The following is a 19,305-nucleotide window of genomic DNA, read 5'->3' as shown; positions in this document are numbered from 1 at the left end:
CACCCGCCATATCGCACGTCACGTCAGATCGCTTTTGCCATCTTCAGGTTGCACGGACTCATTTGCCAGTTGAAGACACCTTTGCCCGTTTCATCGAGAGAAACATTGGCAATGGCGGATGTCGTGAACATCGGCGGGGTTTCGCCCGGGCACAGCTCAGATACCAGATAGCCAACCAGTGGCAGGTGGGAAATGACCAGCGCGGAAGCGACACCTTCATTGCACAGCGCCTGAAGATAAGCGCTGACAAGGCCTACATCGCCACACGGGGTGAGTTCAGGGAGAACATCCACACTGGTCGGCAGGTTCAAACACTCCCCTACCACATCCAGCGTCTGTTCTGCACGCAGGAACGGACTCACCAGAACACGTTCGATGTCCACTTTTTGACCGTTAAGCCAGGTCGCCATCAGACGAGATTCGTCGCAGCCACAGACGGTCAAAGGACGTACTGAGTCACTGGCGGCATCGAGTGCCGCGTCGCCGTGACGCATGATAAAAACTTGCATATTGCACCGCTTTTGTTAACCAGAATCACCGGCGTTAACTACCCGCGATAAATGCTGTGAGGTAGAAAACCCGATGGCCGGGCATTGTGCCTGATCCATTCGGTGAATGAAACGCTGTTTTTTACCTCAATGGCGTAAGTATAGTCAATCTCTGTTTACAAAATCGCCAGAACAGGTCCATTCACTTCGGGATTTACCCTTCTTTGACCTCAGCTTACGAGGACAGTTTCCCTTGCAGGCCAAAATGTCTGGCCGCGTTCCGCCATCTGCAATAATTCGTCACACGGTGTAAAACGCGGACCATATTGCGTAGCCAGACGTTGCAGGATAGCAACCACTTCACCCGCGCCGAGCGTATCCATGTAACGGAACGGGCCGCCAAGGAACGGCGGGAAACCAATGCCAAATACCGCGCCGATGTCGCCATCGCGTGCACTCTTGATCACCTGCTCATCAAAGCAGCGTGCCGCTTCATTGAGCATCATCATCACGCAGCGCTCTGCGCACTGAACGGCGGACAGTTTTCCCTGACCTGTGGTCGAAATGAGTCCATATACCGAAGGGTCGACCTGTTTCCTGCTTTTACGCCCTTTCGCGCCGTAAAGATAGAAACCGCGTTCATTTTTTCTGCCTTTGCGATCGTCCTTCAAAATCGCAGAAACAATGTTTGCAGGTGGGCTAAAACGATCGCCATATGCGGCTTCAAGCACTGGTATAATTTTAGTGCCGGTGTCTATTCCCACCTCATCCAAAAGTTGGATTGGGCCAACGGGGAAACCAAACTTTACCAGCGCCTCGTCGACGTGCTCAATCTTCTCCCCTTCCGTCAGTAACCGCATTGCTTCATTAATGTAGGGAGCCAGAATGCGGTTGACGTAGAAGCCAGCTTTGTCCGCTACCACAATCGGGGTTTTGCCCTGTTTTTTCGCCAGCTTCACCACGGTGGCAACAGTTTGCGGACTGGTAGTCGCGTGTGGAATAACTTCCACCAGCGGCATTTTTTCGACCGGGCTAAAGAAATGCAGTCCAATCACCTGCTCAGGACGCGCGGCTTTCGCCGCGATATCGCCAATCGGCAATGACGACGTATTGGAGGCAAAAATGGTATGCGGGGCGCAATGTTGCTCAACGTCTGCCACCATCTGCTGCTTAAGCGCCAGATCTTCAAACACGGCTTCAATCACCAGATCGCGGTGCGCAAAACCGCTGTAATCCGTCGTACCGGAGATCATCGCCAGGGTTTTATCACGCTCGCTCGTCTTGATATGGCGGCGCTTGACCTTCCGATCAAGGTTCTGCCAGCTGTACTGCAGCGCGTGGTTGATCCCCTTAGGATTAATGTCTTTAATTCGTACAGGCAATTTGCCTTTGCTGGCGGTAACAAAAGAGATTCCGCCACCCATGAGCCCCCCACCCAGTACGCCAATGGCACGCAGCGGCGCAGGCTGCGCCTCGCTGCCCGGATCTTTTTTCACTTCCGTGCTGGCGAAGAAGATGCTGCGCAGCGCCTGTGACTGCGGCGTCATCGCCAGTTCGCCGAAGGCTTTGGCCTCCGCTGCATAGCCGCTGCTGCTGCCCTGCGACAGCCCGGTTTCGATCACTTCCAGGATCCGCTTTGCCGCCGGGTAATTGCCTTTGGTTTTTTGTTCGGTCTTTTTGCCCACCATGTTGAACAGGAGCGTTCTTCCCAGCGGACCGGCCAGCACGCGCTCGCGTACCGGCAGAGGACGTTTTGCCTGACGCCCTTTCAGCGCAAGCTCAACGGCGGCCTCCAGCAAAATGGATTGCGGCACGACGTCATCGACCAGACCGGCTTTCAGCGCCTGACGGGCACGCAGCTGTTTACCGGTTAAGATCATCTCCAGTGCCGTGCTAACGCCCACCAGACGCGGCAACCGTTGCGTTCCGCCGGAGCCAGGCAGCAGGCCCAGCTGCACTTCCGGCAGGCCCAGAATCGTTTTCGCATCGTCGGTACAAATCCGGCTGTGACAGGCCAGCGCCAGCTCAAGTCCACCGCCCAGACAGGCGCCGTGGATTGCGGCAATGACCGGGATCGGCAGGCCGCCGATCTCCGCCATCACCTGCTGGCCCTGACGCGCCAACTCTTCGGCTTCCAGAGCGCTTTGCGCCCGGGCGATCATGTTGATATCCGCGCCGGCGATAAAGTTATCCGGCTTGGCAGAGATAAACACCAGACCACGAATCGCTTTGTTGTCGCGGATCTGCTTTAGCATCGTGCGCACCTGAACACCAAATTCGGCCTTCAGGGTATTCATCTTTTCATCAGGCACATCAATAGTGATAACGGCCACGTTATCAAGGCGAACCGTTAGATTAAATGCAGATGGCATATCCATTATTCAGCCTCCAGAACCATTGCTGCGCCAAGGCCACCCGCCGCACAGGCGGTAACGAGGCCAAACCCGCCGCCGCGGCGACGGAGTTCATGTAATGTTTGCGTGATCATCCTCGCCCCTGTGGCGGCAAACGGATGACCGTAGGCGATAGAGCCGCCCAGCACGTTGAATTTACTCTGATCCACTTCGCCCGTGGCATGGGCGCGGCCCAGCACATCGCGCGCGAAACGCTCGCTTGCCAGCAGCTGTACGTTTGCCAGGGTTTGCGCGGCAAACGCTTCGTGCATATCAATCAGGGTTAAATCAGCCAGCGTCAGCCCCGCGCGCTCCAGCGCCAGCGGCGTGGACCACGCCGGACCTAACAGCATGTCCTGCCAGACATCAATGGCGGTGAAGGCATAGCTGCGTAAATAGCCCAGGGGAGTGATGCCCAGCTCCTTCGCGCGGGATTCGGTCATCAGGATCACGGCGGCGGCGCCATCCGTCAGCGGCGTACTGTTCGCCGCCGTCACCGTGCCGTGCTTGCGGTCAAACGCCGGGCGCAGTTTGGCGTAATCCGCCAGCGTTGAGGTGCCGCGAATATTGTTATCTTCCACAAGCGGTTCACGGTAGGGGGGAATATAGGCGGTCATGACCTCGTCGGTTAGCTTGCCTTCCGACCAGGCTTTTGCCGCAAGCTGATGCGAGCGATGCGCCAGGGCATCCTGTTGTTCACGCGTAATGCCGTACGTCTTTGCCATCTGCTCGGCGGTATCGCCCATGCGCAGGCCAGTAGAATATTCCGCTACGGCAGGCGGCACGGGCATGAGGTCGCGCAGGCGTAAACGCGAGAAGAGCTTGAGTTTCTGACCCGTCGTGCGGGCTTTATTGACATCCACCAGGATGCGCGCCAGCTTTTTACTCACGCCAATCGGCAGCACCGAAGAGGAATCCGCTCCACCCGCGATCCCGGCGCGAATCGTACCCGCCATCAGGCTTTCAGCGACGTTAGCCACGGCCTGGAAGCTGGTCGCGCAGGCGCGACTGACGCTGTAGGCATCGGTATGCACGTTCATCCCGGTACCGAGGACGATTTCACGCGCAATATTGGGGGCTTCAGGCATCTGCACGACCTGACCGAAGACCAGCTGTTCGATGACCTCCGGCGGAATTTCGCTGCGAGCCAGCATCTCCCCCACTACCATTTTGCCCAGGTCAACGGCCGGTATGCCATGAAACGCCGTTGCCTGCCGCGCAAACGGCGTGCGCAATCCACTGACTATGGCAATGCGATCGCCCTGACGGGTAATAAGCGGTAATGCCTGACTCATAACACTCCCCTGTAAAAAATTTTCGCCAACATAAAGTGGTCTGACCTGATAATAGTCTTAACCATTTTTTTACATTCAGCCAATCGGGGAAACGAAAAAGTGCGAGCTAAAACACAGAGAAGAAAAAGAAAATGCCGGCGTGATAAAAGCAAAACGGTAACCCTGAGGTTACCGTTTTTGATGTTTGAGCCCTCTCCCGTGGCAGAGTGTTAGGGAGAGGGATCCGACCGCAGAAATTAACGCAGGCCCAGCTGGAAAATCAGCGTTTCCGCTTCGCAGGCGAAAACAAAGTCAATGTCCAGCTTCACGCCGCCTTCCACTTCGGTAAAGGTTGACTTGATTTCACACGGATCGGATTCAACGTCACGCGCACGCATGCTCAGCGCGGTCAGGGTCTCTTCCGCTTCAGCGCGGGTAGTGAACACGCGGCTGTAAGACGCGGTGCAATCGGAGTTGTCCATGATGGTCCCAACATCCATACAGCAGCAAACCGGGGTTTCATCAGCACTGCATTTACTCATAGCTCAATTTCCTCTGTATTCGCGCAGAGCGCGAGATAAACACGATGCTGATATTTTACGCCCCGGCGCGGGCTCTCTCCAGCCGTTAATGGCGCAAAACCGGTTAAGTGACCAATATCACACTAAAAAATGATCTAAAACAAAAACCACCCTTTTGGGTGAGTCGCGATGGTCACAATTTTGCCAAGCAGATCTCGTTTCACGAAACATGTTTGAAAATATTAATAAACAAACTTGCAACATTCAGGCTGGTCGGACCTATACTCTGGCCACTGGTCTGATTTGTCTGTCATACCTCAGACCCTACACTTCGCGCTCCTGTTACGGTATGTAACAATTATTGAATAAAAATAACTCAATGAGGTTATGGTCATGAGCCAGAAAACCCTGTTCAACAAGACTGCGCTGGCAGTCGCAGTGGCACTCGTCTCCACTTCCGCCTGGTCAGCGGGCTTTCAGTTAAACGAATTTTCTTCCTCTGGCCTTGGCCGCGCGTATTCAGGGGAAGGCGCCATTGCTGATGATGCGGGTAACGCGAGTCGTAACCCCGCGTTGATCATGATGTTCGATCGTCCGACTTTCTCTGCCGGTGCAATTTTTGTCGATCCAGGTGTTGATATCTCGGGCCGTTCTCCGACAGGTGCCGATCTGAAGTCGGATAACATTGCCCCAACGGCATGGGTTCCAAACATGCACTTCGTGGCGCCAATTAACGACCAGTTCGGCTGGGGCGCATCCGTGACCTCTAACTACGGTTTAGCAACCGAGTTCAATAACGACTATGCAGCTGGGGCGTTTGGCGGTAAAACCGACCTCGAAACCCTGAACCTGAACCTGAGCGGTGCTTACCGTCTGGATAATCACTGGAGTTTCGGCGTTGGCTTTGACGCTGTGTATGCTAAAGCGAAGATCGAACGTTACGCGGGCGACCTGGGCAAAGTCGTCGCTGGCTCAGGCGCACTTCCACCAGCCCTGGCACAGCGTGTGGCTGGAATCCCAGCAGATACTCAGATCGCTTATCTGAAGGGCGATGAGTGGGGCTTTGGCTGGAACGCCGGTATCCTTTATGAACTCGATAAAAACAACCGTTACGGCTTTACCTACCGTTCAGAAGTAAAAATCGATTTTGATGGAGATTATAAAAGCAGCCTCCCTTCTGCTTATAACCAGATCCTCGGCAACTTCGGTCTTCCGATGGGAACCAATGGACAAACCACTGGCGGCTCTCTGAGCCTGCACTTACCAGAAATGTGGGAATTGTCAGGTTATAACAAAGTGGCGCCACAGTGGGCAGTTCACTATAGCCTGACCTACACCAGCTGGAGCCAGTTCCAGGAGCTGAAGGCGACCAATAGCAACGGCGACACGCTCTTCTATAAAGATGAGAGCTTCCGTGATGCTTACCGCATCGCGCTGGGGACAACCTACTATATGGATGACAACTGGACATTCCGCACCGGTATTGCCTTCGATGATAGTCCGGTACCAGCAGACAAACGCTCTATCTCGATTCCCGATCAGGACCGCTTCTGGCTGAGCGCTGGTGCGACCTATGCATTCAACAAGGATGCTTCTATTGATGCGGGCATATCTTATATGCACGGTCAAAAAGTTAACTTCAAGGAAGGTCCGTATGAGTTCTCTTCCGAAGGTAAAGCCTGGCTGTACGGCATGAACTTCAACTACGCGTTCTAATCGCGCTGGAATCAAAAAAGGTGAGCATTGCTCACCTTTTTTATTTACTCCGAATCGATATCTTTTAGTTCGTTTTCGATCGCTTTCGCGTTTGGATTCTCTTCAGGCTTCAGCTTGCCGCCGTTGGCAATAAAGTCATGATTCTGGAAGTACGCTTCGCGCACCATAATGTACGGATCAGAAGACTGGCGCAGCAGACCATCAGAGTCGAGCAGTTGCGCGCGAGTTTCAATCCCTTCCACCGTCCATTTACCCACCGACAGCGGCCAGGTCAGCCACGACAGGACCGGATACAGCGTATCCACCATATCGCCGCCATCATCACGGAGGGTGAAACTACCGTAGAACGGTAAATGCACGTACGGACCATACCCGACGCCATAGTGTCCCATCGTACTGCCGAAACGGTGCGGCTGTTCACGCTGCAGCTTCTGGTTAGCCATACCTGCAACATCAATAAAGCCACCCATCCCCAGAATGGAGTTCAGGAAGAAGCGGGTAAAGTGGACCATCCCCTGATACGGGTCGCCCTGCAGGAAGTAGTTCACCATGACCGCAGGCTCTTCGAGGTTGCTGGTAAAGTTACTTAACCCGTTACGCGCGGGTTGTGGAACATAATCGCGCCATGCTACTGCCACCGGACGAACCACATACGGGTCCAGTACGTTGTAGTTGAAGCTATACATTGAGCGGTTAAATCCTTCGAGAGGATCGGAGCGTCCCGTTTGCTCCCCGGAGCTGGCGCAGCCCACAAGCATCGTCGCGCCAAGCGCAAGCGCCGACAGCCGAAGTTTCATAAATATCTCCCTGTTCAGTATGGCTATCGTTGATTGCCATCCGTAACGGAGCCGTTGACGCTCCGTCTGTAAACGTGCAAGTGATTGTAACAGCACGTTTACCGATGTCTATGAGCACAATTACGGGCAGTAACCACCGTGACTCTGATCTCAGCATAGCCTGGCTTTTGGAATTCGTTTCGCTGGCAATTTTATAATGTCTTTGAAAGAGATGTATCACCTTTGTTGTCATTGCAGCCAAATTAAGAGCATCCCCACAGGCATCCCGACAAAAGCCGCTACGCTTAACAGAAAGATCAACCTCCGGGAGCAGATATGAAAGATGTAGGCGAAGAAAAAATTGGCGAGAGCACTGAGGAGCTTGAAATTGAAAGCGAGGAGAAGGCGCGCGGCGAGAAGATAGAAATTGATGAAGATCGCCTCCCCTCCCGCGCAATGGCCATCCACGAGCATATACGCCAGGATGGTGAAAAAGAGATGGAGCGCGACGCGATGGCCCTCTTCTGGTCAGCCATCGCTGCCGGGCTATCAATGGGCGCATCTCTTCTTGCGAAAGGGATATTTCATGTGCAGCTGGAAGGCGTGCCCGGTGGATTTTTACTGGAAAACCTCGGCTATACCTTCGGCTTTATTATTGTCATCATGGCCCGCCAGCAGCTGTTTACCGAAAACACGGTGACCGCCGTTCTGCCGGTGATGCAAAACCCCACACTCGGTAATTTCGGTTTATTGATGCGGCTCTGGAGCGTGGTCCTGCTGGGTAATATCATTGGCACGGGCATCGCGGCATGGGCGTTTGAATATATGCCGATCTTTGATGAACCCACCCGGGATGCGTTTGTGAAAATCGGCATGGACGTGATGAAAAACACGCCGGTCGAGATGTTCTCAAACGCCATCATCTCTGGCTGGATTATCGCCACGATGGTCTGGATGTTTCCTTCCGCGGGAAGCGCCAAAATTGTGGTGATCATATTGATGACCTGGCTAATTGCGCTGGCTGACACCACGCATATTGTGGTCGGTACCGTTGAAATCCTCTATCTGGTCTTTAACGGTACGCTTCACTGGAGCGATTTCTTCTGGCCGTTTGCCCTTCCGACGCTGGCGGGAAACATTTGCGGCGGAACGTTTATCTTCGCGCTGTTAAGCCATGCCCAAATTCGTAACGACATGTCGAACAAACGCAAAGCTGAGCTTAAGGCACGGGAAAATGATGATAAATCGACAAAAAAATCGACCTGAATGGTGACTCTTTGAGCAGTCAGGCGGCGATGCGCTTAACGCAAAGTGTAAATAAGGCTATACTCGTGCCGCCTCGTCCCCTTAGTTAAATGGATATAACGAGCCCCTCCTAAGGGCTAGTTGCAGGTTCGATTCCTGCAGGGGACGCCAAACCGATATCAACGTTAGTCAACCGACATCAACACTCCCCCTAAAAATCAGTATGTTATGAACTTTTCTTTTTTCTAGTAGTCAACTGAGGTACATCATTCTCCACCAGCATCAACACCTTTTTGAGGGCATGACTGCGGGTATTTGCAGTTCGATAATCAGCATACCCTCAAAAAATCATCTAGGAGGCGTGTTCTATGGCCCTAACCGATATCGTTGTACGCAATGCAAAACCCCAAGACAAAGCTTATAAGCTTACTGACAGCAATGGACTATTTCTCTTTATTTCACCTGCTGGTTCAAAGTTGTGGCGCTTTCGTTATCGCTTCGAAAACAAAGAGCAAACACTCAGCATAGGTCCTTATCCTGAAATCACTCTTTCAGGAGCACGTTTAAAGCGTGATGATGCTCGTAAATTACTTGCCAATGGTATCAACCCAACACAGCAGAAGAGAGACAAAAAAGAAGAGAAAGCTAATATTCGTACATTTGAAACCGTGGCCCGTGAATGGCATAAAAGTAGTTGTCGTAGATGGGACCCAGATCATGCAAAAACAGTGTTGTCATCACTGGAAAACCATATTTTTCCTACATTGGGGAAATGTGATATTGCGAATCTGACCACTCGTGACCTGCTGGTGCCTGTAAAAGCGGTTGAAGCCAAAGAACATCTTGAAACGGCAAATCGCTTACAGCAAAGAATTGGGGCTATCATGCGTTACGCCGTACAGAATGCATATATAAACTACAATCCTTCTCATGACATGAAGGGAGCCATCTCATCCCAAAAAACAGAACATCGACCTGCGTTGTCATTCGACAACATCACCGAATTTTTGGAGAAAATTAACAGTTACCGAGGGAAACCCCTCACAATTCTGGCAATTAAACTTACTTTGTTAACCTTTATACGCTCAAGTGAACTACGGTTTGCTCGTTGGTCTGAAATCGACTTTGAACGTGCTTTATGGTGTATACCTAAAAGACGTGAAGAGATCGCTGGGGTCAAATATTCAAAGCGCGGATCCAAAATGCGTACTCAGCACTTAGTTCCATTGTGTAAACAAGCAGTAGATATACTACAAAAAGTTAATGAAATCAGCGGTGAGTTTGACCTGCTATTTATAGGTAATCAAACCCCGTATAAACCAATGAGTGAAAATACCATCAACAAAGCACTACGCATAATGGGTTTTGATACAAAAACTGATGTCTGCGGCCACGGTTTTCGTACTATGGCATGTAGTGCCATGATCGAATCCGGCCTGTGGTCAAAAGATGCCGTAGAACGTCAGATGAGCCACCAGGAGCGCAATAATGTCCGTGCTGCTTATATCTATCTTGCAGAACATCTTGATGAACGTAAGCAAATGATGCAATGGTGGGCGGACTATCTTGATGCGAATCGCGAGGGTTATATAACACCTTATGAGTTTGCACACCCTGATGATGTCGGATCGAAATAATTGCAAAACAGCCCGGTAAACGCGACAAATCCCTGAATGCTCAACCTCCACGGTTGGGCGTTCACCATTCCATAGCTGCACTTTAACTTCCCCTCAAATATCCCCCCCTGTACTTCACTTTAAATAAACCCTGATTTTATTTAATCAGAAATCTGATACGAACAATTCTCAGTATCGGACGGCGCTGTAATTTCTCGACGCTCATCTCCTGAATCTTGTGTAGCCATTCGCATTGACTCACCCCATACAGGAAACAGACCAGATGAAAAAAATCCTCATGTTTGCCTGACTGGCAGCACTGCCTTTTGCCATTGAGCGCTTTATGGCGCTGATTCATCTCATCGTGCTCGCAATTCTGGCTCAATAATCGCCCTTCACGTGTCCGGCAACATCGGATGACTCAATCTCAACTCACATTTGACTCAACTAAGGTGCAACATGCGCATTTATATCGACGATGGTTCGACTCACATCAAAATGCTGTGGGAGCAGCACGGCAGGACCTTTACTCACCTCAGCCCCAACAGTTTCAGACGCGGATGGTCAGCCATGTTTGGCAGCAGTAAACCGTTTAACTACACAGCCGGCAAAGAGAAATACTCGTTTGATCTTATTTCCCCGGATTCACTCACCACCAGCAACATTGAGTGGCAGTACAGCCCGCTCAACGCCGTTGCGGTCCACCATGCGCTGCTGACCAGTGGTCTTGCGCCGCAATGCGTGAATATCGTGGTCACACTGCCGCTGGCGGAGTTCTACGACGAAGACGCTCAGTACCAATTGGATAACATCGAGCGCAAGAAGCAGAGCCTGCTGCAACCTGTGGTGCTGAATAATGGTCACGTCTTTACCATCACCCGCGTCACCGTGCGCCCGGAATCCATTCCTGCCGGGATTGCGCTGTGCGACCAGCTCTCACCCACCAACTCGGTGCTGATTGTTGATCTCGGCGGCACCACGCTGGATATCTCACAGGTGGCAGGTCAGATGTCTTCGGTATCACGTATCTATGGCGATCCGGCTCTCGGTGTATCACTGGTGACCGACGAGGTGCAACAGGCGCTACGAAAAGCCGGGATGGCACTCTCACGTTACAATGTGGACCGGCTGATAATCAAACGATTCGACGACACGTACCTGGCGAACAACATCAACGATCCGAGGGCTGTTGATAGCATAAAGCAGGCTATAAACAACGGTATTGAGCGTTACCGTGCACGGGTACTGGAAGCAATTGATCGCTTTAAGGGCTATACCCATGTTGCAGTAGTTGGCGGTGGAGCCTGCTTGCTGGCTGAAGCCATCCGTAATCATGTGAGACTGCGTGAGGATCGTTTCTTTGTGGCACATGAGCCACAGTTCGCGCTGGTACACGGCTTAAGAGCCATTGGTTAACGGAGGTGCTCATGACTCGCAGAAAAGTACTGATTTATCTACGTCCCAAAACACATGCCTCTGAACGCTTTGCGGATGCCAGAATAGAGGCGTTACCACGTAGCGATCGCAGTGAGTCGTCACGAACAGCATTACTGGCGGGTATTGCACTGGGTGAGATTGATTGCAGGTTACCGTCGGTACTAGCGGCCCTGCTCGCTGAGAACACCACACCGGAAACCTTGCGTATGATGCTGGCATCGTTTCTTAATATCCTGCCGGGATCTGGTCAGGTTGTCGCTGTGCCAGCCACAGCATCACCTCAAGCAATAACAGAGCAATCCAACAGCAGTGTTTCAGCGATGAATCTGGCGGTTTCTCTGCCTGAATAATCCTGCAATAAATGTTATATCGTTTCAATAACGTCATAAAACAGAACGCCCGGCCACGAAGGCCTGGCGTCCTTTTTCGTTTTTTTCTTTTAGTACACTAAAATTCAACAAGATCGGAGTCTACAGATGAGAACGAAAATGTTAAGACTGACTGTCGAAACTCCGCCACTCAATGTTATTGTTCTCGAATGTCAGCTAAGAGCGAACAGCGGAAGTACGAAATTGTTCTCACTACAGAAGGTGCATTACTGTTACTGGTATGTTGATTAACGGAGGCAGTTCACAGCCACACGGCCACTCTTGATGGCATGATTAAATACGCTGAGTAGGATTCCATTCTTTGTTGGTCACTATAGATCTGCATGGGTGCTCCTTACAGTTATCTTTGAGCAAAGATAACTGTAAGGAGCACGATACAAAATTAGGAGTTTTTTCGATGTCAGGAGTTGATTACCAAAAGCAGGCTCAAGATTATTATGGCAAGGCTCCCTTAATCATCCTAGGCAGTGGTGCGTCAGCTGCCCATGGCATGTCTGGAATGGGTGCGCTTGCTAAGCACTTGGTCGCCAATACCGACATTTCTGGTTTGTCTGCTGCTGAGATTGTAGCTTGGGAGAAATTCTGTCAGGTGTTATTAGACGGTGTTGATCTGGAATCGGCGTTGCATCAGGTGGCTGTTACTGAGGAGCTAACCTCTAGAATTATCACAGCAACTTGGACGCTTATCAGTTCAGAAGACATTCAAATCTTCCACAATAGCCTTCAGAACCAAGCTATGTTTCCGCTGAGTCGTCTGCTACGCCACATGTTCAAAAGCAGCCTCACCAAAATAAATATAGTTACTACGAATTATGACAGGCTGGCAGAATATGCTTGCGATCAGGAGGGAGCGCATCATTACACGGGGTTCTCGCACGGATTCTTTCGACAACGCACTGCACCGAATGAAATAACGTCTGCACGTAGGGTTAATATCTGGAAAGTGCACGGTTCTCTGGACTGGTTTAAATCGCCACTTGAAGACATTGTCGCCCTTTCAAATACTCACGGAATACCTGCTAACTATAAGCCGGAAATAGTGACACCGGGAACTCAGAAATATCAAACTACGCATTTGGAACCATATCGCTCGACAATTCACAATGCCGATTTAGCAATTAATGCTGCCAACTCCTTCTTGTGTATAGGCTACGGCTTCAATGACGAACATATTCAGCCGAACATTATGGCCAAATGCATTCGTCAAAATACCCCTATTACGATTATTACTTATGCGCTCTCAGACGCTGCTAGAAAGCTCATCCTTAATGGCAAGACGCAAAATTACCTAGCAATAGAACGGGGAGCTACAGACGAGCAGTCCATCGTCTACTCCTCTTTAGACAAAACTCCTCTGATAATTGAAAAAAACATCTGGAGTCTTGACAATTACCTTTCACTAATTATGTAGGAGGAATAAATGTCGATATTTAATTTTCGGGATGACGACGCGCTTGGGAAGGTGGCCTCTGTCGATACAACAAATGTTATCGTTGATGTGGATAATGTCGACCAGTTAAAAAGATTGCAAGTCAACCATCTGGCCGTGCTCCAAAGCAGCAGGCCTGGACAGCATCTCATCGGCCTCATCACCCAGGTAACCCGCAAGCGTGGTATTGAGGACATTGCCAACGATGGTATTAGCGAACAAACCTCAGAACTCAATCTGTGCAAAATCGCCCTGATTGGCACGATGCTAGATCGTGATGGAGAAAGAGAAAATGTCTTTCGCCGCACATTAGAAAGCGTTCCAGAAATCGACGCGAATTGCTTTTCGCTTGAGGGTGAAAACCTTACTAGCTTTATGCGTACGCTCTCCAGCGTCTCAGCCAATGGCAATGTCCTGACGCTGGGAAAATACACGCTGGACGAGCATGCTGTTGCATATCTCAACGGTAATAAGTTTTTCCAACGCCACGCCTTCATCGGCGGCAGTACTGGATCAGGTAAATCTTGGACGACAGCCAAGATCATTGAGCAGATGACAAGGCTCTCTACGGCTAACGCTATCGTTTTTGATCTTCATGGTGAATACGCGCCATTGGTGGACCAAGGTATTCAGCATTTCAAGGTGGCCGGTCCCGCCGATGTAGAGGCCAAACGCACCATTGATGACGGTGTACTTTACCTGCCTTACTGGTTGCTTTCGTATGAAGCACTCGTTGCAATGTTTGTTGACCGTAGTGATCAGAATGCGCCCAACCAAGCAATGATCATCTCTCGTGAGATCAATCAGGCCAAAAGAAAATATCTTGAGGATGGTGATCAGAAAGAAATTCTGAAGCACTTCACCGTAGATAGCCCAGTTCCATTCGATCTGGATGTCCTGATGGGCAGGCTGAACGATATCAATGTAGAGATGGTTCCGGGGGCATCGGCCGGTAAAGAAAAACAGGGGGATTTTTTTGGAAAACTCGCTCGGATGATCTCCCGGCTAGAGAACAAAGTCTCTGATAGGCGCCTAGGATTCCTTTTCAGCGGCGGTGGTGACATATTGGATTTTTCTTGGCTTGAAAAATTTACCACTGCCATGCTTGGAAGCTCTTTAGAGAATGGCAAAGCTGGTATCAAGATCATCAACTTCTCCGAGGTTCCATCAGACGTTCTTCCACTGATCGTTTCTCTTGTTGCTCGAGTGACCTTCTCTGTCCAACAGTGGACGCCATCCGAGCTGCGCCATCCTATTGCGCTTTTATGTGATGAGGCCCATCTCTACATGCCTCAACGAAACATGGCCGCTTCAGCCGATGATATCTCCTTGGATATTTTCGAGCGCATCGCTAAGGAAGGCCGTAAATATGGTGTCAGCCTCATCGTGATAAGCCAGCGTCCTTCCGAAGTGAATAAGACGATGCTCAGCCAGTGCAGCAACTTTGTGTCCATGAGGCTGACCAACGCCGAAGATCAGGGAGTGATCAAAAGGCTTTTACCTGATAGCCTCGGCGGGTTCAGTGATATCCTTCCGACCCTTGATACAGGCGAGGCCTTGGTTGTTGGCGATGCGAGTCTGCTTCCAAGCAGGATCAGGATCGATGAGCCCATGAATAAGCCTAATAGCGGCACGGTCAATTTCTGGGATGAATGGCAAAAGCCAGTCAAAAACAAGCGACTGTTGATTGCAGTGGAAAATTGGCGTAAGCAAAATATCCAGTAATTGCTTCACTGGTTTTAAATCTATCGTAGTTCCCTGAAGTCTCGAGCACACAACGCGCTCGAGGCTTCACGTGAAATGTGCGCTGTAAAACGAATTATCTCGACCCAGATTTGCAATCCATTTATCAAAAATATGGTTGTTTTGAGCTCCTCCCCGTAATTAATGCTGTTTAGAGTTAGTAATGTCCGCTCTTGGCCCTGAATGGTCTGGCTTACAGCCTTCAAGGGCCACCATGAGCGAGAGTCGCTAAACAATAAAGAGATGTCAATATAAGCCCTGCACAATGAAGCAAGGTTATTTTTATATATTGGCGACAAGCAATTACTTAAAGATTGATTACATTTATTTCCATTTTTATATTGTTTAGCTTTGCAATTTTTGACGAATCATTGGCTATTTTGATTTTTAACTGATCAATTCTAGCCATGTCTTCATGGCTAATGTAGACAAAATCGTCATTACTCACTCTTGATTTATTTATTATAGCTTGAATATGGGAGAGATCATCCGTTACACCTCTCAGGAATATAACCATGTTTTGATCTTTGAAATCAGCTATAGATTTGGATCGTTGCTTACGTTGGATTGTTCCCTTTCCAATTACTTCATTTATTTCCTTGAAGCCTATAACCATATCAGAGAGGCTACCTTCACAAATCATTCTATGCTTAATTGCATTGCGATTAATAAGGTCAAGGATTATTTCAAGTGAATCCTTATCATCCCAAGGGTGTAATGAAGTGTAATCCTGATGGCGCCTAATGGCATCAAGAATATCCTGGATCATGTCTTCATCTGCTTTATCGCACAGTTCGCCTATAAGATAGCTGGTGTCAATTAATTTACAATAACTTGGAACAGAGTGTTTTGAAGTTTTACAAAAACCGAAAATATATAATGCAGAGTATTTATCTTTGAGGCTCACGCCTAATTCATTCTTCTTTTCAAAAGCTTTAATGGTTTTATTTATTTTTGCCGGGCTTGCATTAGTAGTAACTTGAACCGCTATCATTTTTTGATTATCAGCCAAATCAATGGCGGGAAAGTTGGCTTTAATCTGATTAAGGTTTTTCAACTCTCCCATTCGTAGTGCACGAAATATAAAGATGGTCAACGCTTCCACCATTCTTTCCATATCGTGAAAACCAGTCTTTTGGCGTTGGGCGATGTAAAGCTGAAGCAATGCAATGTCAGCCTGTAGATTTCTAATAAGCGGGTCAATCATAATCAATCATCCTTTTGAATTAATAAGGGGGGTATTTTTTCAGCTTGTTCATTGACTGTAAATTTGACTGTGCATTTTTTAGATAAGCATAACAATATCATCGAATTTTTTCTAATCCTACGGCTTCTATGAAAATTTACTAACTAATCTCGATGCTTTTCACTTTTAACAAAGTCCGTTCTTGGCACAAAACGGCCTGTCGAAAATTGTTAACTGAGGCCTGAATCAGTACAAACACCATTGTCAGGCAGCAATCTAAGCACCGCACATTCCCCCTCATCCGATCGATGCTCAGCATGCAGATTACACTGTGCCAGCAGTGCAGGGATGCCACTGATATCACCGGTCAGCCTTAAATCCATTGGCATGAGCAAATCGCCATTCTCGCTGAACACTTGGTGTAGTTTGTCCTTCGGGGTGTAGATTGCACTGGTATTGCCTGCGGGCATCAATCCGGCTTCCCACTCCTTTGTCGACAACAGCACATCTTTCCAGCCCATCGTCCTCAGCGTGTCAATCATGTACGTAAAACGAAACAGCGTACTCTGCTGCGCAAGTTCGCCTGAACTGGCAAGCCAGATGTACTCCACCTTGCTGTAAAGCCGTGCTGACAGCCCGTAACACTTCCCCTGCTCCTGTAGCCAGATGATGTCCTGCGCTAACGTTATGGGAAACAACTTGCGCTTTTGCGCTGTCAGCAACCACTGCATGATGAACATATGCGTCTGCAGGGTAGAGTGCACCTTGCCTTGTTGTCTGGCAAGGCCAACGGCCACCAGGATGCACCAGGCAAGGTGTGCAAGTTCTTCAGTTGGGCGTTCAAGGGATGTTACTGTCAAATGAAACTCCGGTGGTTTTTAAACAACAGTCTAACAATGAAAAAATAAAGATTAGTAACAAATAACATAGTGCAAGATAATTAAAACTTCATTATTGTATTATATTTTATCGGGGCAGTGCAATGAAGTTACTATTAATATCCATGCTGATCAGTTCAACTGCTCTGGCTGCGGATGGATCAGATCTTTTTTATTGCCACAGTGATAACAACACTATAATCACTGCGACTAAAAAAGGTGATAAATTAGTCGTAAAATTTGGTGGCAAAGAATTTAAATCAATGGAAACCATTCAGCAAATAAAAAGAAAATATCAAGAAGACTATAATGAAGCAATAAAGGAAGGTGCTGATGACTTTGGGATGTTTGAATTCACAACCATTGATTCATTTGTCTCGATAGGTAGTGGGCTTGATAAGTCAGATTACTCTGATGCAATGAATCGAGTAGCTATTGTTGATAAAAAAACAGGGAGCACTCAAACATATTGGTGTAGTAATGATGATGTTAATAATCTGGACTCAATGAAATAAATAGACAATTGGCATCTTTCTACGAAATTATTAATAATAAGGATATTTAAATGAGTATTGATGTTTACTTAACTGCCGTTCATGAAGGGAATATTGGGTATTTCCCTTTGTCTGTTATTGATGCTATATTTAAGAATGTAACTATACATAAGGAAATATCAGATGACAAATGTCATATATATGTAGAATACCCAAACAAAGATGCTGGTGAACTCTTTGAATTTAATGGAAGAATATGCAAGATCCCCGATGCATTTGATGCTGAAATCTCTATAGATATCATTCATATCGACAATATTTCAATGGCGTCAGGTCTTTCTGTAAACAGGCCACCAGGCGTAGATGCTTTTTGGGAGAGTTTATATGAGATATTAAAAACAACTCATTCCGTATTATACTCCAGTGATATTGCATTAATAATTGGTCAGCAAGAGACAATCGCTCATATTATTCCTGATATGATAGAAGCACTGGGGGAACCATTTCTTATCGAAAATCATAAGCAAATATTCCAGATTTCTAGAGGATCATAGTTTGTGCCCATAAGTATCTTGTCTCTATAAACGACACCCTATAAAAAGTGGAGTATAAAGTGAGAAGTAAAAAATTATTAACCGTGACATTATTAAGTTTGTTTTTTTATGCTTTTCCTGTTGCTGTAATCGCAGCTCCGTTGATTACACCGTTGATTAAAATTGGTGACACAACAATAGTTCGTAATAAGATATGTCAACATCTTAATGTTTTTTGTAATGATGATAATGGATATTCCGTCTATAAATTAAAAGGTAGTGATTCTGATTTTTATTTAATGGATAAAAGCCATAATTTAATCGAAGTTAATGTGGTTGATGAAAATTACAAAAAAGTCAATCAATGGAATTTTGGAAGTTATCATCATAGTAATGAATCTATAGATAATAGTGATGATATACTTTCACGAGTTGGATATGAAATATATCCTGCAATTTATCCTATAGGTAAAAATGATAAGACAATCGCATTAGTATATAAGTGGTTTACAGGATATGCAGGTGGTGGGAGAGAAAATGACTACGCAGATTTTCTGACATTAGAAAAAAATGGAAAGTTCAATGTCGCGTTTCAGAATATACTATTTTATCAGAGTGAGATAATGAGAGCTTGTTTTACGGATAGTGACTATAAAAAACACAGTCACTGTCAGGATGAATCATGGAGTATTTTGAATATTCACATTATCGATGATGGTGAACAATACTATAAATGGAAATTGTTAACAAAATCCTATGAGTGGCCTTCATTTGAAGACAAAGAAAAAACCAAGGTTGAAATAAACTCTGAAACTGTCATACCATTTCAACAAAAATAGCTCATTTTAACGAAGAGACTGAGGAGAAGTCTCTTCATTTTCCTTATTGTAAAGCGTCGATAAAATAATTGATGCTTTTTAACATTTCTTTTAGTTTTATACCGTATAATGTCCCGTGTGAATGTACTCTCTTCGAATCGCTACCCCAAAGTTCCTTTGCTTTCTCATATCCAAGAAGAGCTTGCTCTTTAGATTTCACAACACCGGTGAAATGCGGTTTTTGTGGGTCATGCCAAACTCCCCATGCTAAAGAATATGTTCTGTTCTTACTTATCTCACTGCTTGAAAAATTGAAATCTCCATTATCCTCCAGCAATTTTAAATGATTACTATTTAAGAGATCTGAAA

At 47.7% G+C, this 19,305-nt stretch carries 18 protein-coding genes and 1 tRNA gene; 11 read left to right on the top strand and 8 right to left on the bottom strand.

Annotation, left to right across the window (positions count from 1 at the left end; all coding sequences use genetic code 11):
* Positions 1-23: 23 nt before the first annotated feature.
* From sixA to DEO48_RS19515, 4 genes are all read right to left on the bottom strand, one after another.
* Positions 24-509 (bottom strand): phosphohistidine phosphatase SixA, encoded by a 486-nt coding sequence (gene sixA, locus DEO48_RS19530; RefSeq protein WP_109846061.1) that lies wholly within the window; start codon positions 507-509, stop codon positions 24-26.
* A gap of 209 nt (positions 510-718) precedes the next feature.
* Positions 719-2,866: a fatty acid oxidation complex subunit alpha FadJ gene (fadJ, locus tag DEO48_RS19525; RefSeq protein WP_109846060.1), complete on the bottom strand. Its 2,148-nt coding sequence runs from the start codon at positions 2,864-2,866 to the stop codon at positions 719-721.
* Entirely contained in the window at positions 2,866-4,176 is a 1,311-nt protein-coding gene (gene fadI / locus DEO48_RS19520; RefSeq protein WP_109846059.1) for an acetyl-CoA C-acyltransferase FadI, read from the bottom strand. The genes fadJ and fadI overlap by 1 nt, the downstream gene beginning before the upstream one ends.
* A 236-nt stretch (positions 4,177-4,412) precedes the next feature.
* Entirely contained in the window at positions 4,413-4,697 is a 285-nt protein-coding gene (locus DEO48_RS19515; protein WP_109846058.1) for a YfcZ/YiiS family protein, read from the bottom strand.
* A 372-nt stretch (positions 4,698-5,069) separates the two neighbouring features.
* On the opposite strand from DEO48_RS19515, the gene fadL reads away from it, so the two are divergent.
* Positions 5,070-6,392, top strand: a complete 1,323-nt coding sequence (fadL, locus tag DEO48_RS19505) for a long-chain fatty acid transporter FadL (protein WP_032659239.1) — start codon at positions 5,070-5,072, stop codon at positions 6,390-6,392.
* 44 nt (positions 6,393-6,436) lie between these two features.
* Here the strand turns inward: fadL and mlaA are convergent, their stop codons facing one another.
* Positions 6,437-7,189: a phospholipid-binding lipoprotein MlaA gene (gene mlaA, locus DEO48_RS19500; protein WP_023312585.1), complete on the bottom strand. Its 753-nt coding sequence runs from the start codon at positions 7,187-7,189 to the stop codon at positions 6,437-6,439.
* A 315-nt stretch (positions 7,190-7,504) separates the two neighbouring features.
* Here mlaA and DEO48_RS19495 point away from each other — a divergent pair, with 315 nt between their 5' ends.
* From DEO48_RS19495 to DEO48_RS19460, 7 genes are all read left to right on the top strand, one after another.
* Positions 7,505-8,434, top strand: coding sequence for a formate/nitrite transporter family protein (locus tag DEO48_RS19495; protein WP_029740160.1), 930 nt, complete (start codon positions 7,505-7,507; stop codon positions 8,432-8,434).
* Positions 8,435-8,509: 75 nt separating this feature from the next.
* Positions 8,510-8,584, top strand: a tRNA-Arg gene (locus tag DEO48_RS19490).
* A 197-nt stretch (positions 8,585-8,781) separates the two neighbouring features.
* Entirely contained in the window at positions 8,782-10,050 is a 1,269-nt protein-coding gene (locus tag DEO48_RS19485) for an integrase arm-type DNA-binding domain-containing protein (RefSeq protein ID WP_109846057.1), read from the top strand.
* 438 nt (positions 10,051-10,488) lie between these two features.
* A complete protein-coding gene (gene parM, locus DEO48_RS19475; protein ID WP_109846055.1) occupies positions 10,489-11,445 on the top strand; it encodes a plasmid segregation protein ParM domain-containing protein in 957 nt (318 codons plus the stop codon).
* Positions 11,446-11,450: 5 nt separating this feature from the next.
* Positions 11,451-11,816: a plasmid partitioning/stability family protein gene (locus DEO48_RS19470; protein ID WP_109846054.1), complete on the top strand. Its 366-nt coding sequence runs from the start codon at positions 11,451-11,453 to the stop codon at positions 11,814-11,816.
* 436 nt (positions 11,817-12,252) lie between these two features.
* Entirely contained in the window at positions 12,253-13,266 is a 1,014-nt protein-coding gene (locus tag DEO48_RS19465; protein ID WP_109846053.1) for an SIR2 family protein, read from the top strand.
* A 9-nt stretch (positions 13,267-13,275) separates the two neighbouring features.
* A complete protein-coding gene (locus DEO48_RS19460) occupies positions 13,276-15,009 on the top strand; it encodes an ATP-binding protein (protein WP_085119320.1) in 1,734 nt (577 codons plus the stop codon).
* 325 nt (positions 15,010-15,334) lie between these two features.
* Here DEO48_RS19460 and DEO48_RS19455 read toward each other — a convergent pair whose 3' ends face one another.
* A complete protein-coding gene (locus DEO48_RS19455) occupies positions 15,335-16,234 on the bottom strand; it encodes an SMEK domain-containing protein (RefSeq protein WP_109846052.1) in 900 nt (299 codons plus the stop codon).
* Between the two features lie 209 nt (positions 16,235-16,443).
* Positions 16,444-17,073 (bottom strand): DUF2913 family protein, encoded by a 630-nt coding sequence (locus DEO48_RS19450; RefSeq protein WP_109846051.1) that lies wholly within the window; start codon positions 17,071-17,073, stop codon positions 16,444-16,446.
* 122 nt (positions 17,074-17,195) lie between these two features.
* Here DEO48_RS19450 and DEO48_RS19445 point away from each other — a divergent pair, with 122 nt between their 5' ends.
* From DEO48_RS19445 to DEO48_RS19435, 3 genes are read left to right on the top strand one after another with little or no spacing between them, the layout of a single operon-like run.
* Positions 17,196-17,606: a hypothetical protein gene (locus tag DEO48_RS19445; RefSeq protein WP_146198307.1), complete on the top strand. Its 411-nt coding sequence runs from the start codon at positions 17,196-17,198 to the stop codon at positions 17,604-17,606.
* Between the two features lie 50 nt (positions 17,607-17,656).
* Positions 17,657-18,139: a hypothetical protein gene (locus DEO48_RS19440; protein ID WP_109846049.1), complete on the top strand. Its 483-nt coding sequence runs from the start codon at positions 17,657-17,659 to the stop codon at positions 18,137-18,139.
* A gap of 59 nt (positions 18,140-18,198) precedes the next feature.
* Entirely contained in the window at positions 18,199-18,957 is a 759-nt protein-coding gene (locus tag DEO48_RS19435; RefSeq protein ID WP_146198306.1) for a hypothetical protein, read from the top strand.
* 43 nt (positions 18,958-19,000) lie between these two features.
* Here DEO48_RS19435 and DEO48_RS26830 read toward each other — a convergent pair.
* The coding region (locus DEO48_RS26830; RefSeq protein ID WP_181367032.1) for a hypothetical protein at positions 19,001-19,305 on the bottom strand (305 nt) is incomplete at its 5' end.

Source organism: Enterobacter sp. CGMCC 5087 (assembly GCF_003144775.1).
In the GTDB taxonomy this organism is placed as follows: Bacteria; Pseudomonadota; Gammaproteobacteria; order Enterobacterales; family Enterobacteriaceae; genus Enterobacter; species Enterobacter cloacae_M.
This window is presented reverse-complemented; position numbering and strand designations above follow the sequence as displayed.